The organism is Micromonospora chalcea (assembly GCF_028768405.1).
GTDB classification, from domain to species: domain Bacteria; phylum Actinomycetota; class Actinomycetes; order Mycobacteriales; family Micromonosporaceae; genus Micromonospora; species Micromonospora chalcea.
Genome location: NZ_CP118233.1, coordinates 4,383,218 through 4,398,285, shown reverse-complemented (window position 1 = coordinate 4,398,285; position 15,068 = coordinate 4,383,218). Strand labels below are relative to the sequence as shown.

Sequence of the window (15,068 nt, the reverse complement as noted above, 5' to 3'; positions counted from 1 at the left end):
ACGATCACTTGTCGATGTCGCCGACCACGAAGAACATCGAGCCGAGGATGGCGATCAGGTCGGGCACCAGGCAGCCGGGCAGCAGCGAGGACAGCGCCTGCACGTTCGCGTACGAGGCGGTGCGCAGCTTCATCCGCCACGGCGTCTTCTCGCCCCGGGACACCAGGTAGTAGCCGTTGATGCCGAGCGGGTTCTCGGTCCAGGCGTACGTGTGCCCCTCGGGCGCCTTCAGCACCTTCGGCAGCCGGGTGTTCACCGGGCCGCTGATCCGGTCCACCCGGTCCAGGCACTGCTCGGCGAGGTCCAGCGAGACGTACACCTGGTCGAGCAGCACCTCGAAGCGGGCGTGACAGTCCCCGGCGGTCTTCGTCACCACGGGCACGTCGAGCTGGTCGTAGGCCAGGTACGGCTCGTCGCGACGCAGGTCGAGGTCGAGCCCGGAGGCGCGGGCGACCGGCCCGGACGCGCCGAACGCGGCGGCGTCGGCGGCGGAGAGCACGCCGACCCCGACGGTACGGGCCAGGAAGATGTCGTTGCGCCGGATCAGGTTGTCCAGGTCGGGCATCCGGCGGCGTACCTCGGCGATGGCGGCGCGGGCGCGCCCGGTCCAGCCGGACGGCACCTCCTCCTTCAGGCCGCCGACCCGGTTGAACATGTAGTGGATCCGGCCGCCGGAGACCTCCTCCATCACCGCCTGGATGGTCTCCCGTTCCCGGAACGCGTAGAACATCGGCGTGATCGCGCCGATCTCCAGCGGGTACGAGCCGAGGAACATCAGGTGGTTGAGCACCCGGTTCAGCTCGGCCAGCGCCATCCGCAGCCAGGTGGCGCGTTCCGGCACCTCCATGCCCATCAGCCGCTCGACCGCGAGCACCACGCCCAGCTCGTTGGAGAACGCCGACAGCCAGTCGTGCCGGTTCGCCAGCACGATGATCTGCCGGTAGTCGCGTACCTCGAAGAGCTTCTCCGCTCCCCGGTGCATGTAGCCGACGATCGGTTCGGCGGCGACCACCCGCTCGCCGTCGAGCACCAGCTTCAGCCGCAGCACGCCGTGCGTCGAGGGGTGCTGCGGCCCGATGTTGAGCACCATGTCGGTGCCGAGCTGCTCACCGCCCGCGCCGGTGCCGACTGTGAGCTCGCGGAGGTCGGCGGCGTCCGTGGTCATGCCCGTCATCGTGCCACGACCGCGTCGAGCGCGACGCCGACCGGCTGCCGCAGCCACAGGTGCCCGCCGAGCCCGGCCGGGTCGGTCAGCTCGGCCGCCGCCGACGCCGCGGCGAGCGCCCGCAGGTAGCCGGCCGGGTCGCGGGAGGCCAGGCTCAGCGGCGGTCGCCCGCCGTCGGCCCCGAGCGCCCGCAACGCCTCCCGCTGAGAGACCACTGAGTACGCGCACCGCGCGACCCGCTCACCGGCGGAGGCGACCGAGTCCAGGGCGACGTGCGCCGTCACGTCGCACGACCCGTCCGGAACCGGCGGCACCTGCCGCCCACCCCGATACCCGGTCAACGTCCCGTCCAGGGGACGCGAGTCCCGCAGGTGCCCGTAGTCCACCGCAAGCGCCAGCCCCCGCGCCACCTTCCCGACGGCCCCCGCCCAGGCCAGATCCCGCCCCGCCCCGATCTCCGCCCGCCCACCGCTGCTGCCGCCCCCACCAACGGCGTTGATCAAGGAGTTTGTGTCCTGATCCGAGCTCTCCACGTCCGCAAACTCCTTGATCAACGGGGCGTTGCGCGGGAGGGCCGGGGGCCACCAGTGGGTCAGCCAGGTGGTTTCGGTGGCGGACGGGGGCGGGCCCAGCGTCTCCTCGCCGGTTCTCGGGTTCACCAGGAGGAGGCGCCAGCCTGCCTGGGTGTGGACCGCCACGTCCACCGGGACGTTGTCCAGCCATTCGGTGGCCAGGAGCAGGCCGGTGATGCCGTCGGGGATGTCGGTTCGCCAGTCGATCTGCGGGGGCAGGTCCGGCGGGCGGGTGGCTCGTTCCACTGCCACCGGGTGGATCCGGGCGGACAGCTCGGGTGCGGCCCGGGCCAGCAGGGCCCGGAGCAGTTCGCCCCGGCCCGCGCCCACGTCCACCACGTCCAGCCGGTCCGGGTGGCCCAGCGCCGCGTCCACCGCTTCGAGTTGCCGCAGCAGGCAGGCGGCGAAGACGGGTGAGGCGTGCACGCTCGTGCGGAAGTGCGCGGCTGGGCCGGCGCCGGAGACGAAGAACCCGTCCGGCCCGTACAACGCCTGCTCCATCGCGTCGCGCCAGCGCAGCGGGGTGGTCACCCGCCGACCCTACGGGACGTACCCGAAAGTGCGGTTTGCCCGCCACCGCAGCGGCCTCTTCGGGCGGCCGGTGAAGGTTTTCACACCTTCTTGTTTCCGGTCTGTCACCCGGGCGCATACTTGCCATCGACCGGTACCCCCTTCGAGGACTGGATCGCCGCCATGAGCGCACCGCTGCGCCACCGGGCCACCGCTGCCCCGCTCGTCTTCCCGCGTACCCTCGCCGTCGGCGTGCTGGGCGCCGGCCGGGTCGGCGCCACGCTGGGCGCGGCTCTCGCCGCCGCCGACCACCGCGTGGTCGCCGCGTCCGGCGCCTCGGGCGCGACAGGGGCCCGGCTGGCGCTGCTGCTGCCCGAGACCCCGCACCGCGCCGCGTCCGAGGTGGCGCGTGCCGCCACCGACCTGCTGATCGTCGCCGTCCCCGACGACGCGCTCGCGGGCGTGATCGCCGACCTGGCCGCGAGCGGCGCGCTGCGCCCCGGCCAGGTGGTGGCGCACACGTCCGGCGCGCACGGGCTGGCCGTGCTGGCCCCGGCCGCCGAGGCCGGCGCCCGGCCGCTCGCGCTGCACCCGGCGATGACCTTCACCGGTACGCCGGATGACCTGTCCCGCCTGCCCGGCATCTCGTACGGCGTGACCGCCCCGGCCGAGCTGCGCGCGTTCGCGGCCCGGCTGGTGGCCTACCTGGGCGGTGTGCCGGAGTGGGTCGGCGAGACCGACCGGCCGCTCTACCACGCGGCGCTCGCGCACGGCGCGAACCACCTGGTGACGCTGGTCAACGAGGCGTCGGACCGGCTGCGTGACGCCGGCGTGGAGCGGCCGGAGAAGGTGCTCGCCCCGCTGCTGCGGGCCGCGCTGGAGAACGCGCTGCGGTTGGGCGACGACGCGCTGACCGGCCCGGTGTCGCGGGGCGACGCGGGCACCGTACGCCGGCATCTGGACCGGCTGGCGCGGACCGCGCCGGAATCCGTACCCGCGTATCTGGCGTTGGCACGACGGACGGCGGACCGCGCCGTCGCGGTCGGCCGCCTGCGCCCGGCGGACGCGGCCGCCCTACGGGACGTGCTGGACGGAATCGAGGTGGCGGCCTGATGGCCGAGGTGCTGCACACGCGCAAGGAGCTGGCGGCCGCCCGCGAGGCGATGACCGGCACGGTCGGCGTGGTGATGACCATGGGCGCGCTGCACGCCGGGCACGAGATGCTGCTGCGGGCCGCCCGCGAGCGGGCCGACCACGTCATCGTGACGATCTTCGTGAACCCGCTGCAGTTCGGCCCGAACGAGGACTTCGACCGCTACCCGCGCACGCTCGACACGGACCTGGAGATCTGCCGCCGGGTGGGGGTGGACGCGGTGTTCGCGCCGCCGGTGGCCGAGATGTACCCGGAGGGGCAGCCGACGGTACGGCTGAACCCGGGGCCGCTCGGCGAGGACCTGGAGGGTCTGAGCCGTCCCGGCTTCTTCCACGGCGTGCTCACGGTGGTCATGAAGCTGCTCCAGCTCACGCAGCCCGACCTGGCCTTCTTCGGCGAGAAGGACTACCAGCAGCTCACCCTGGTGCGCCGGATGGTCCGCGACCTCGACGTGCCGACCGAGATCGTCGGCGTGCCGACCGTACGCGAGCCGGACGGCCTGGCCCTGTCCAGCCGCAACCGTTACCTGTCGGCGGCGGAGCGGGAGGCGGCGCTGAGCCTGTCCGTAGCGCTGCGGGCCGGGGCGGCGGCGGCCGAGCGGGGCGAGGACGCGGGCGCGGTGCTCGCGGCCGCCCACCGGGCCTTCGACAACCCGGCCGCCCGCCTCGACTACCTGGTGCTCACCGACACCGAGCTGGAACCCGGCCCGGTCGACGGGCCGGCCCGGCTGCTGATCGCGGCCTGGGTCGGCGCCACCCGCCTGATCGACAACACGGCGATCCACCTCGCGCCGCGTCCCTGACCCCACCACGAATGCGGAAAGGCACCCCGATGTTCCGGACCATGCTCAAGTCGAAGATCCATCGCGCCACCGTGACCCAGGCCGACCTGCACTACGTCGGCTCGGTGACTGTGGACGAGGATCTGCTCGACGCGGCGGACCTGCTCCCCGGCGAGCAGGTGGCGATCGTGGACATCACGAACGGCGCGCGGCTGGAGACGTACGTGATCCCGGGGCGGCGGGGCAGCGGCGTGATCGGCATCAACGGCGCCGCCGCGCACCTGGTGCACCCCGGTGACCTGGTCATCCTCATCTCGTACGGTCAGATGGACGACGCCGAGGCCCGCACGTACCGCCCGAAGGTGGTCCACGTCGACGCCGACAACAAGGTCGTGGACCTGACCGCCGACCCGGCCACGGCCGCCCCCGGCACCGCAGGCGCCCCCGTCCCCAACCCCCTGGCCGCCTCTCCCCGTTGATCTTGCGATCGCGGTCCCTCCGCCACCCCTTTCAGGCGGTTTGTCGAGGCGGTTAGTGCAAGATCGACGGGGCGGAAGAGCGGGGAACGCGGTCTGTCACCGGAAGGTCATTTTCGGCTACCCTGGGCGGACCGTCGGGGATCGACGGTCGTCGGCTGGGGGAGGCCGCGATGCGCCGTGCGATGAGCTTCCTGGTCGCCGCGATGGTCGCGAGCGCCGCTCTGACCGGCTGCGCCGGCACCGGCGGCCTGGACGGCGACCTCGCCGACGACTGGCCTGCGATGGCCGCACCCGGGCCGTTCACCCCGGCCGCAGAGGTCTGCCAGGTCGCCGACTTCATCCCGAGCGTCGGCCTGTCCGCGTACGCGCCGGTCGGCTGCGAACTGCCGCACCGGGTGGAGACCGTGCACGTCGGGGCGTTCACCGCCGACCGGCCCGCCCCGCCGGCGCTCGCCTCACCGGAGATGCGTACCGCGTTCGCCGACTGCGACAAACGGGCCAGCGGGTACGTGGGTGACGACTGGCGCGCCGGACGCCTCCGGCTGGCGGTGGCGGTGCCGACCGCCCTCGGCTGGACGGCCGGCTCCCGCTGGTACCGGTGCGACCTGACCGAGCTGACCACGGTCGAGGCGGCGGCCACCGTGGTCACCCGTACCGGCAGCCTGCGCGACGCGCTCAAGCCGCCCTCCCCGCTGCGGCTGGGCTGCCAGCGCACCACCCGGGAGGCGGGCCGGGTGCAGCGGCTCACCCCGGTCGACTGCGCTGTCGCGCACGACGCGGAGTTCGTCGGCGTGTGGGCCGCGCCGGACCGCCCGTACCCGAAGAAGCCGGAGGACTGGGTTCCCCTCTACGACGGCTGCTTCGCCGTGATCGCCCGCTACACCGGGGTGCCCGCCGACGCGTTCCTGCGCTACCGCAGCGACGTGGTGGTCCGCCCGCCCGCCGCCGGTCGCTGGGCGGTCGGCGACCGGGGCGTGCGCTGCTACCTGTGGCTCAGCGACCGTACGGTGACCACCTCGCTCAAGGGCGCCGGACCGGCTGCCCTGCCGCGCCGGACGAGGTAGCCGAGGGCACTCGTCACGCCCCCCGCGCCCGAGCCGAGTTCGCTTCGGGTTGACTGTGCTCATGGACCTACCCACCGTCGACCTGCCGACGCTGCCCCGGCTGCTCGCCGCGCCCGCCCCCGGGTGGGTGGAGACGACAGACGTGATCGTGGTCGGCTCCGGCGTGGCCGGGCTGACCGCCGCGCTGCACCTGCGCGAGGCGGGTCTGCACGTCACGGTGGTCACCAAGGTCGACATGGACGAGGGTTCGACGCGCTGGGCGCAGGGCGGCATCGCCGCCGTACTGGACCCGGCGGACACGCCGGACGCGCACGCGTACGACACCGAGGTGGCCGGCGTCGGCCTCTGCGACCCGGCGGCGGTCCGCGCGCTCGTGGCCGAGGGCCCGACCCGGCTGCGCGAGCTGATGCGGATCGGGGCGGAGTTCGACCGCAACGCGGACGGGTCGCTGATGCTGACCCGGGAGGGCGGCCACCGCGCCGACCGGATCGTGCACGCCGGCGGTGACGCCACCGGCGCGGAGGTGCAGCGGGCGCTGCACGACGCGGTACGCCGCGACCCGTGGATCCGGCTGGTCGAGCACGCGCTGGTGCTGGACCTGCTGCGCGCCCCCGGCGACGGGCCGGGCGGGCTCGGCCCGGCCTGCGGCATCACGCTGCACGTGCTCGGCGAGGGCAGCGAGGACGGCGTCGGCGCGATCCTCGGCCGCGCGGTGGTGCTGGCCACCGGCGGGATGGGGCAGATCTTCGCCGCCACCACCAACCCGGCGGTCTCCACCGGCGACGGGGTGGCGCTGGCGCTGCGCGCCGGCGCGGCCGTCACCGACGTGGAGTTCGTGCAGTTCCACCCGACCGCGCTGATCGTGCCGCCCGGCGGGCCGGGCGCGGGGCTGGCCCAGCAGCCGCTGGTCTCCGAGGCGCTGCGCGGCGAGGGTGCGCACCTGGTCGACGGCGACGGCAAGCGGTTCATGGTGGGCCAGCACGAACTGGCCGAGCTGGCGCCCCGGGACGTGGTCGCCAAGGGCATCCACCGGGTGCTGCTCGCGTCCGGAGCGGACCACGTGTTCCTGGACGCCCGGCACCTCGGCGGTGACTTCCTGGCCCGGCGGTTCCCCACCATCGTCGCGTCCTGCCTGGCCATCGGCGTGGACCCGGCGACCGACCTGATCCCGGTCGCGCCGGCCGCCCACTACGCCTCCGGCGGCGTCCGGACCGACCTGCGCGGCCGTACCTCAATCCCCGGCCTGTACGCCTGCGGCGAGGTCGCCTGCACCGGCGTGCACGGCGCGAACCGGCTGGCCAGCAACTCGCTGCTGGAAGGGCTGGTCTTCTCCCGCCGGATCGCCGAGGACATCGCCGCCGGGCTGCCCGAGCAGGCCCGCCCGGCGGAGACCGGCGCCTGGATCGGCGGCCCGGGCGCGCTGGTGCCGGCGTCCGGCACGGCGGAACTGCAACGGGCGATGACGCGGGGCGCGGGCGTGCTCCGGTCGGCGCGGACGCTGGAGGCCACCGCCGCCGCGCTCACCGGGCTGGGCGCGGGGCGGGGCGTGCCGCGTACCGCCGACTGGGAGGCGACGAACCTGCTCACCGTGGCGTCGACGCTGGTCGCGGCCGCGTACGCCCGGCAGGAGACGCGGGGCTGTCACTGGCGGGAGGACTTCCCGACGGCCGACGAGCGGTGGCTGGGCCACCTGGTGGCCGAGGTGGGTACGGACGGCCGGGTGGCCGAGCGCTGGGAGGAGAAGCACTCATGAGGGAGTCGACGGAGCAGGCGCTGCGCGACGGTGGCCTGGACCCGGAGCGGGTCCGGCGGATCATCCTGGACACGCTGCACGAGGACCTCGGGCCCGACTTCCTCGACGTGACGAGCGTCGCCACCATCCCGGACGAGCAGCAGGACACGGCCGATCTGGTGGCGCGCGCCGACGGCGTGGTGGCCGGGCTGCCGGTGGCCGCCGCCGTGTTCGAGCTGGTCGCCGACGTGACCGGCGCCGGGCGTACGGTCGAGGTGTCGGTGGTGGCCCACGACGGGCAGCGGGTGGCGCGCGGCGACGTGCTGGCCACTGTGACCGGCCCGACCCGGCTGCTGCTGACCGCCGAGCGGACGGCGCTGAACCTGCTGTCCCGCATGTCCGGCGTGGCGACGCACACCCGGGCCTGGGCCGACGAGCTGGCCGGTACGAAGGCGACGGTGCTGGACACCCGCAAGACCACGCCGGGCCTGCGGGCGCTGGAGAAGTACGCGGTCCGGGCCGGTGGCGGCACCAACAAGCGGATGGGCCTGTACGACGTCGCCATGATCAAGGACAACCACAAGGTCGCCGCGGGCGGGATCAGCGCCGCGTTCCGCCGGGTCCGGGAGGCGTTCCCCGACGTCCCGGTGCAGGTCGAGGTGGACACGCCGGCCGAGGCGGTGGAGGCGGTCGAGGCGGGCGCGAAGTTCCTGCTGCTGGACAACATGACCCCGGCGCAGCTGCGCGAGGTGGTGGCGTCGGTGGGCGACCGGGCGGAGCTGGAGGCCACCGGCGGGCTGACGCTGCCGATGGCCGCCGAGTACGGCGCGACCGGCGTCGACTTCCTCTCCGTCGGCGCGCTCACCCACTCCTCGCCGATCCTGGACATCGCCCTCGACCTGCGCGACGTCTAGGCTGCCGCTGTGCTGCTCTGCATCGACATCGGAAACACGAACACCGTGCTGGCGACCTTCGACGGCGACAAGCTGGTGCACTCGTGGCGCATCAAGACCGACGCCCGCTCCACCGCGGACGAACTGGGACTGATGTTCCGCGGGCTGCTCGCCGGTGACGCTGTGGAGATCACCGGGGTGGCCGCCTGCTCGACAGTGCCGGCCGCGCTGCGCTCGTTGCGCACCATGCTCGACAGGTACTACGCCGACCTGCCCAGCGTGATCGTCGAGCCCGGCGTCCGCACCGGCGTCCAGCTCGCCATCGACAACCCGAAGGAGGTGGGCGCGGACCGCGTGGTGAACACGCTTGCCGCGTACACGCTCTACGGCGGGCCGTCGATCGTGGTGGACTTCGGCACCACCACGAACTTCGACGTGATCAGCAGCCGGGGGGAGTTCCTCGGCGGGGCGTTCGCGCCGGGCATCGAGATCTCCTTCGACGCGCTGGCCGCCCGAGCCGCGCAGTTGCGCAAGGTGGAGGCGACCCGCCCGCGTTCGGTGATCGGCAAGAACACGGTCGAGTGTCTCCAGGCCGGGCTCTACTTCGGCTTCGCCGGTCAGGTGGACCGCATCGTCGAGCGGATGTCCGAGGAACTGGGCGGGGTCAAGGCGGTCATCGCCACCGGCGGCCTGGCGTCGCTGGTGCTCGGCGAGTGCCACACCATCACCCACCACGAGCCGATGATCACGCTGATCGGCCTGCGGATGGTCTACGACCGCAACACCTGAGGTGCAAGGAAGGGCCCCCTGTCAACGCCTCCGGTAGAGGAGGGGCCCCTTCTTAACGCCGCCAGGCCCGGAGCACCATCGTGCGGTAGGGCAGCTCGACAGTCTCCCGGCCGGCCAGGTCGGGGTGGGTGGCGAACAGCTCCGCCAGCTCCGCGTCCACCCGTCGCCGCTCATCCGCGTCGGCGGTCAGCCAGAACGAGCGAGTGTGCAGCATGCTCACCACCTCGTCCGGCGTCAGCGTGGTCGCGTGGGCGAACTCGCCGATCTCGACAGCGGTGAAGGCGGCGCCGAAGTCCGCGTACCGCTGCGTCACGTCGCCCGCGTTGTCCCCGAGGTGCGCGATCCGGGTCAGCTCCGCCACCCACCCGACCCGCTCGTCCCGGATGTTCCAGACCGGCGCGAACGTGCCGCTCGGGCGCAGGACGCGCGCGGCCTCGGCGTGCGCCCGCTCCCTGTCGAACCAGTGGTAGGCCTGCCCGGCCAGCACCGCGTCCGCCGACCCGTCCGGCAGCGGCACGGCCTCGGCGCTGCCCGCGAGCGCCGTCGTGCCCGGCGTGGCGGCTGCCAGTTGCGCCCGCATCCCCGGATCCGGTTCCACGGGTACGACCTGACCCACCGTCCCGTCCGCGGTGAGCGCCAGCAGTCCCCGGGTGAGGATGCCGGTGCCCGCGCCGAGGTCGACCACCCGGGCGTCGGACAGCCCGTCCAGTGCCCAGCGCAACGCGGCCCGGGGATAACGGGGACGGAACCGGTCGTACTCGGCCGCGGCGGCGCCGAACGAGAGCGCCGCAGTGGGGTCGGTCATGACGGGCAGGTTCTCCCGTAACGGCCGCCAGGCCGCTTGAGTACGCTCATGTGCTGACCCCGCCGATGTTCCCAAGGCCTGAGGAAGCGTGCCGTGACCGAGCAGAACGCCCTGCCAGCAGACCCCGCCGACGACCTTCCCGAGCAGATGAAGGTCCGCCGGGAGAAGCGGGACCGGATGCTCGCCGAGGGCACCGAGCCGTACCCGGTGGGTTTCCCGCGCACCACGACGCTCGCGCAGCTGCGCGAGCGCTACGCCGACCTGCCCACCGACACCGCCACCGGCGACCGCGCCTCGGTCACCGGCCGGGTGATCTTCATTCGCAACACCGGCAAGCTCTGCTTCGCGACGCTTCGCGACGGTGACGGCACCGAACTCCAGGCGATGCTCTCGCTGGACCGGGTCGGGCCGGAGCGGCTGGCGGACTGGAAGCGCCTGGTCGACCTCGGCGACCACGTCGGCGTGACCGGCGAGGTGATCACCAGCCGGCGCGGCGAGCTGTCCGTGCTGGCCGAGGAATGGGCGGTCACCGCCAAGGCGCTGCGCCCGCTGCCGGTGGCGCACAAGCCGCTGAGCGAGGAGTCCCGGGTCCGCCAGCGCTACGTGGACCTGGTGGTCCGACCGCAGGCCCGGCAGATGGTCCGCACCCGGGCCACCGCCGTCCGCAGCCTGCGGGACACGCTGCACGGGCAGGACTTCATCGAGGTCGAGACCCCGATGCTGCAACTGCTGCACGGTGGCGCGGCGGCCCGCCCATTCGTGACCCACAGCAATGCGCTCGACACGGATCTGTATCTGCGAATCGCGCCGGAACTGTTTCTCAAGCGCGCGGTGGTCGGTGGCGTCGACCGCGTCTTCGAGATCAACCGTAACTTCCGTAATGAGGGCATCGACTCTTCGCACTCGCCGGAGTTCGCGATGCTGGAGGCGTACCAGGCGTACGGCGACTACGACACGATGGCCGAGCTGACCCGAAATCTCGTACAGCAGGCCGCGATCGCGGTCGCCGGATCGACCGTGGTGACCCACGCCGACGGGCGTGAGTTCGATCTGGGTGGCGAGTGGCGCTCGGTGACACTGTTCGGTGTCCTTTCCGAAGCGCTCGGTGAGGAGGTCACCGTCCGCACCGAAAGGGCGCGGCTGGTCGAGTACGCGGACAAGGTCGGTCTCTCCGTCGACCCGAAGTGGGGACCGGGCAAGCTGGCCGAGGAGTTGTTCGAGGAACTCGTGGTGCCGTCGCTTCAGGCGCCCACGTTCGTCCGCGACTACCCGGAGGAGACCAGCCCGCTGACCCGGGCCCACCGCAGTGAGCCGGGCCTGGCCGAGAAGTGGGACCTGTACGTGCTGGGATTCGAGCTGGGTACCGCGTACTCGGAGCTGGTCGACCCGGTCGTGCAGCGGGATCGGCTGGTCGCCCAGGCGCAGCTCGCGGCGCGCGGCGACGACGAGGCGATGCGGCTGGACGAGGATTTTCTCCGAGCGATGGAGTATGGAATGCCGCCGTCCGGTGGCATGGGAATGGGAATCGACCGCCTGCTGATGGCGCTGACCGGGCTGGGAATTCGGGAAACGATCCTGTTCCCGTTGGTCCGGCCGGAGTAGGCGCTCCCGCAAAGCTTCTCCGGCTCGTTACCCCGTCCTATTGACGGAACAAGCGCCGGACGGGTTATTGTGCTCTTGCGAGTATTGCAGGAGCAGCACCCTGCTCGAAAGGAATGTGGGACGTGGCCAAGCAGATCATTCACAAGCTGGTCGATGACCTGGACGGCGGGGACGCTGACGAGACCGTCAAGTTCGCGCTCGACGGCGTGCAGTACGAGATCGACCTCTCCGCATCCAACGCGGAGAAATTGCGTGACGTATTCGCGCCGTACATCGCGAACGGAACGAAGGTCGGTCGCGGGGGTGTGGTCGTGGGTGGCCGGGCCGCTCGGGGCCGGGGCGGCGCGACCGCCGACCGCGAGCAGAACCGGGCCATCCGCGAGTGGGCCAAGAAGGCCGGCAAGGACATCTCCGACCGGGGCCGGATCCCGCAGGAGATCGTGGACGAGTACCACGCGAAGGCGGGGCACTGACCCCACCTTCGTCACGGGCGACGCGACGCCGGGCCGGAGTGCGACTCCGGCCCGGCGTCGCCGTTTCCGCCCCCGTTGTCACGCTCGCGGCCGGCGTCCCGCCGAGTGGCGGATGTCCGATCCGCCTGGCCGCGAGGCGGGTGGGGTGGGAAGAAATCTCCCCCCGGGGAAGTTGTCCACAGGCGGTGGAGATTCCGTCCACAGGTTGTGGACAAGCGCGGCGGGTGTGTGACGCCGCCCAGGTCTGCTCGGCCGGCCCTCTGCCGCCGGTCGAATTTCGCTCTGCGCGTACAGGCAGGGGTCCCGGAACACCTCCTGAGCGTGGACGGTTGTCTGAAACGACGTCGGAACGAGCATTCGCGGGGCCACACGACCTCAGCGGAGACGGTCCGCGGCGATAGAGTAAGGAGGCACGGACGCCCGTCCCGGACGTCCGCGCACCGGCCCCGCCGAGATCTGACCATCAAGGCGCACGGCACGTGAGGAGCACGAGGGCATGTTCGAGCGGTTCACCGACCGAGCGCGACGGGTTGTCGTCCTGGCCCAGGAAGAGGCCCGGATGCTCAACCACAACTACATCGGTACGGAGCACATCCTGTTGGGCCTGATCCACGAGGGTGAGGGTGTCGCGGCGAAGGCTCTGGAGAGCCTCGGCATCTCCCTGGAGGGTGTGCGTCAGCAGGTCGAGGAGATCATCGGCCAGGGCCAGCAGGCGCCGAGCGGGCACATCCCGTTCACGCCGCGGGCGAAGAAGGTGCTGGAGCTGTCGCTGCGCGAGGCGCTGCAGCTGGGCCACAACTACATCGGCACCGAGCACATCCTGCTCGGCCTGATCCGCGAGGGCGAGGGCGTCGCCGCCCAGGTCCTGGTGAAGCTGGGCGCGGACCTGAACCGGGTCCGCCAGCAGGTCATCCAGCTGCTCTCCGGCTACCAGGGCAAGGAGCCGGCCGCCGCCGGTGCCGCGCCGGGTGAGGCCGCGCCGTCGACCAGCCTGGTGCTGGATCAGTTCGGCCGCAACCTGACCCAGGCCGCCCGGGAGGGCAAGCTCGACCCGGTCATCGGGCGGGAGAAGGAGATCGAGCGGGTCATGCAGGTGCTGTCCCGCCGCACCAAGAACAACCCGGTGCTGATCGGCGAGCCCGGCGTCGGCAAGACCGCCGTGGTGGAGGGCCTGTCGCAGAAGATCATCAAGGGTGAGGTGCCGGAGACGCTGAAGGACAAGCAGCTCTACACGCTCGACCTCGGTGCGCTGGTCGCCGGTTCCCGCTACCGCGGTGATTTCGAGGAGCGGCTGAAGAAGGTGCTCAAGGAGATCCGCACCCGCGGTGACATCATCCTGTTCATCGACGAGATCCACACGCTCGTCGGTGCGGGCGCGGCCGAGGGCGCGATCGACGCCGCCAGCATCCTCAAGCCGATGCTGGCCCGGGGTGAGCTGCAGACCATCGGCGCCACCACGCTGGATGAGTACCGCAAGCATTTGGAGAAGGACGCCGCTCTGGAGCGTCGTTTCCAGCCGATCCAGGTGGGTGAGCCGTCGCTGGCGCACACCATCGAGATTTTGAAGGGTCTGCGGGACCGCTACGAGGCGCACCACCGGGTGTCCATCACCGACGCCGCGCTGGTCGCCGCTGCGACGCTGGCCGACCGGTACATCTCGGATCGGTTCCTGCCGGACAAGGCGATCGACCTGATCGACGAGGCCGGCGCCCGGATGCGGATCCGCCGGATGACCGCGCCGCCGGACCTGCGCGACTTCGACGAGCGCATCGCCCAGGTGCGCCGCGACAAGGAGTCCGCGATCGACGCGCAGGACTTCGAGCGGGCCGCGCAGCTGCGGGACACCGAGAAGCAGCTGCTCGGGCAGAAGGCGCAGCGGGAGAAGGAGTGGAAGGCCGGTGACCTGGACGTCGTCAGCGAGGTCGACGACGAGCAGATCGCCGAGGTCCTCGGCAACTGGACCGGTATCCCGGTCTACAAGCTGACCGAGGAGGAGACCTCGCGCCTGCTGCGCATGGAAGACGAGCTGCACAAGCGCGTCATCGGCCAGGAAGACGCGGTCAAGGCGGTCTCGAAGGCGATCCGCCGTACCCGGGCCGGGTTGAAGGACCCGAAGCGCCCGTCCGGGTCGTTCATCTTCGCCGGCCCGTCCGGCGTCGGTAAGACCGAGCTGTCCAAGGCCCTCGCGGAGTTCCTGTTCGGGTCCGAGGACGCCCTGATCCAGCTGGACATGTCGGAGTTCCACGACCGGTACACCGTGTCCCGGCTCGTCGGTGCCCCGCCCGGCTACGTCGGCTACGACGAGGGCGGGCAGCTGACCGAGAAGGTACGTCGCCGGCCGTTCTCCGTGGTCCTCTTCGACGAGATCGAGAAGGCCCACCCGGACGTGTTCAACACCCTCCTGCAAATTTTGGAGGACGGGCGTCTCACCGACGGTCAGGGCCGGATCGTGGACTTCAAGAACACGGTCATCATCCTGACCACCAACCTCGGCACCCGCGACGTCGCCAAGGCGGTGTCGCTGGGCTTCCAGGCGTCGGAGGACTCCGAGTCGAACTACGACCGGATGAAGCAGAAGGTCAACGACGAACTCAAGCAGCACTTCCGGCCCGAGTTCCTCAACCGCATCGACGACACCATCGTCTTCCACCAGCTGCGCGAGACCGAGATCCTCTCCATCGTCGACATCATGATCCAGCGCATCGAAACCCAGCTCCGCAACAAGGACATGGGCCTGGAACTGACCGACAACGCCAAGAAGTACCTCGCGAAGAAGGGCTTCGACCCCGTCCTCGGCGCACGGCCACTACGCCGCACGATCCAGCGCGACATCGAGGACAACCTGTCCGAACGGATCCTGTTCAACGAGCTGACCCCGGGTCAGATCGTGGTCGTGGACTGCGAGGGCGACCCGGAGAACATCGACAAGTCCAAGCTTGTCTTCCGGGGCGCGGACCGGCCGGACGCCGTGCCGGACGCGGTCCCGGCGGACCTCGGCGGCACCGCCGCCACCGGCGCGGACGACGCCGCGTAGGCAAGAACAGTTCGAG

13 protein-coding genes are annotated in these 15,068 nt (G+C 71.8%); 10 read left to right on the top strand and 3 right to left on the bottom strand.

Annotation, left to right across the window (positions count from 1 at the left end; translation table 11 throughout):
- Positions 1-4: 4 nt before the first annotated feature.
- Complete coding sequence (locus PVK74_RS19445) at positions 5-1,174, bottom strand: NADH-quinone oxidoreductase subunit D (RefSeq protein ID WP_176722867.1); 1,170 nt, start codon at positions 1,172-1,174, stop codon at positions 5-7.
- Positions 1,171-2,238, bottom strand: a complete 1,068-nt coding sequence (locus PVK74_RS19440) for an SAM-dependent methyltransferase (protein ID WP_274479291.1) — start codon at positions 2,236-2,238, stop codon at positions 1,171-1,173. The genes PVK74_RS19445 and PVK74_RS19440 overlap by 4 nt, the downstream gene beginning before the upstream one ends.
- 192 nt (positions 2,239-2,430) lie before the next feature.
- On the opposite strand from PVK74_RS19440, the gene PVK74_RS19435 reads away from it, so the two are divergent.
- From PVK74_RS19435 to PVK74_RS19405, 7 genes are all read left to right on the top strand, one after another.
- On the top strand, positions 2,431-3,360 hold the full coding sequence (locus PVK74_RS19435) for a Rossmann-like and DUF2520 domain-containing protein (RefSeq protein ID WP_274476965.1): 930 nt from the start codon (positions 2,431-2,433) through the stop codon (positions 3,358-3,360).
- Positions 3,360-4,202 carry a pantoate--beta-alanine ligase gene (panC, locus tag PVK74_RS19430; RefSeq protein ID WP_069089316.1) on the top strand — a complete coding sequence of 281 codons (843 nt, stop codon included), beginning with the start codon at positions 3,360-3,362 and terminating at the stop codon, positions 4,200-4,202. Before PVK74_RS19435 ends, panC begins: the two co-directional genes overlap by 1 nt.
- Positions 4,203-4,231: 29 nt before the next feature.
- Entirely contained in the window at positions 4,232-4,660 is a 429-nt protein-coding gene (panD, locus tag PVK74_RS19425; protein WP_166457520.1) for an aspartate 1-decarboxylase, read from the top strand.
- Positions 4,661-4,830: 170 nt separating this feature from the next.
- Complete coding sequence (locus PVK74_RS19420; RefSeq protein WP_043327911.1) at positions 4,831-5,724, top strand: septum formation family protein; 894 nt, start codon at positions 4,831-4,833, stop codon at positions 5,722-5,724.
- 61 nt (positions 5,725-5,785) lie between these two features.
- On the top strand, positions 5,786-7,477 hold the full coding sequence (locus tag PVK74_RS19415) for an L-aspartate oxidase (RefSeq protein WP_043327912.1): 1,692 nt from the start codon (positions 5,786-5,788) through the stop codon (positions 7,475-7,477).
- Complete coding sequence (gene nadC / locus PVK74_RS19410; protein ID WP_064446772.1) at positions 7,474-8,370, top strand: carboxylating nicotinate-nucleotide diphosphorylase; 897 nt, start codon at positions 7,474-7,476, stop codon at positions 8,368-8,370. The genes PVK74_RS19415 and nadC overlap by 4 nt, the downstream gene beginning before the upstream one ends.
- Positions 8,371-8,379: 9 nt before the next feature.
- Positions 8,380-9,138 carry a type III pantothenate kinase gene (locus PVK74_RS19405; RefSeq protein WP_030504826.1) on the top strand — a complete coding sequence of 253 codons (759 nt, stop codon included), beginning with the start codon at positions 8,380-8,382 and terminating at the stop codon, positions 9,136-9,138.
- 52 nt (positions 9,139-9,190) lie between these two features.
- On the opposite strand, the gene PVK74_RS19400 is transcribed toward PVK74_RS19405, so the two are convergent.
- Positions 9,191-9,943, bottom strand: coding sequence for a class I SAM-dependent methyltransferase (locus PVK74_RS19400; RefSeq protein ID WP_274476964.1), 753 nt, complete (start codon positions 9,941-9,943; stop codon positions 9,191-9,193).
- Between the two features lie 93 nt (positions 9,944-10,036).
- Between PVK74_RS19400 and lysS the strand changes: the two genes are divergently transcribed.
- From lysS to PVK74_RS19385, 3 genes are all read left to right on the top strand, one after another.
- Complete coding sequence (gene lysS, locus PVK74_RS19395) at positions 10,037-11,545, top strand: lysine--tRNA ligase (protein WP_043327915.1); 1,509 nt, start codon at positions 10,037-10,039, stop codon at positions 11,543-11,545.
- 122 nt (positions 11,546-11,667) lie between these two features.
- Entirely contained in the window at positions 11,668-12,018 is a 351-nt protein-coding gene (locus PVK74_RS19390) for a histone-like nucleoid-structuring protein Lsr2 (protein ID WP_166457523.1), read from the top strand.
- A gap of 496 nt (positions 12,019-12,514) precedes the next feature.
- Positions 12,515-15,052, top strand: coding sequence for an ATP-dependent Clp protease ATP-binding subunit (locus PVK74_RS19385; RefSeq protein ID WP_064446770.1), 2,538 nt, complete (start codon positions 12,515-12,517; stop codon positions 15,050-15,052).
- Positions 15,053-15,068: the final 16 nt, after the last annotated feature.

Coding starts and splice junctions, on each gene's coding strand:
- PVK74_RS19440 (WP_274479291.1), bottom strand. CDS start 2,238: ATGGAGCAGGCGTTGTACGGGCCGGACGGGTTCTTCGTCTCCGGCGCC.
- PVK74_RS19445 (WP_176722867.1), bottom strand. CDS start 1,174: ATGACGGGCATGACCACGGACGCCGCCGACCTCCGCGAGCTCACAGTC.
- panD (WP_166457520.1), top strand. CDS start 4,232: ATGTTCCGGACCATGCTCAAGTCGAAGATCCATCGCGCCACCGTGACC.
- PVK74_RS19435 (WP_274476965.1), top strand. CDS start 2,431: ATGAGCGCACCGCTGCGCCACCGGGCCACCGCTGCCCCGCTCGTCTTC.
- PVK74_RS19400 (WP_274476964.1), bottom strand. CDS start 9,943: ATGACCGACCCCACTGCGGCGCTCTCGTTCGGCGCCGCCGCGGCCGAG.
- panC (WP_069089316.1), top strand. CDS start 3,360: ATGGCCGAGGTGCTGCACACGCGCAAGGAGCTGGCGGCCGCCCGCGAG.
- PVK74_RS19420 (WP_043327911.1), top strand. CDS start 4,831: ATGCGCCGTGCGATGAGCTTCCTGGTCGCCGCGATGGTCGCGAGCGCC.
- PVK74_RS19415 (WP_043327912.1), top strand. CDS start 5,786: ATGGACCTACCCACCGTCGACCTGCCGACGCTGCCCCGGCTGCTCGCC.
- nadC (WP_064446772.1), top strand. CDS start 7,474: ATGAGGGAGTCGACGGAGCAGGCGCTGCGCGACGGTGGCCTGGACCCG.
- PVK74_RS19385 (WP_064446770.1), top strand. CDS start 12,515: ATGTTCGAGCGGTTCACCGACCGAGCGCGACGGGTTGTCGTCCTGGCC.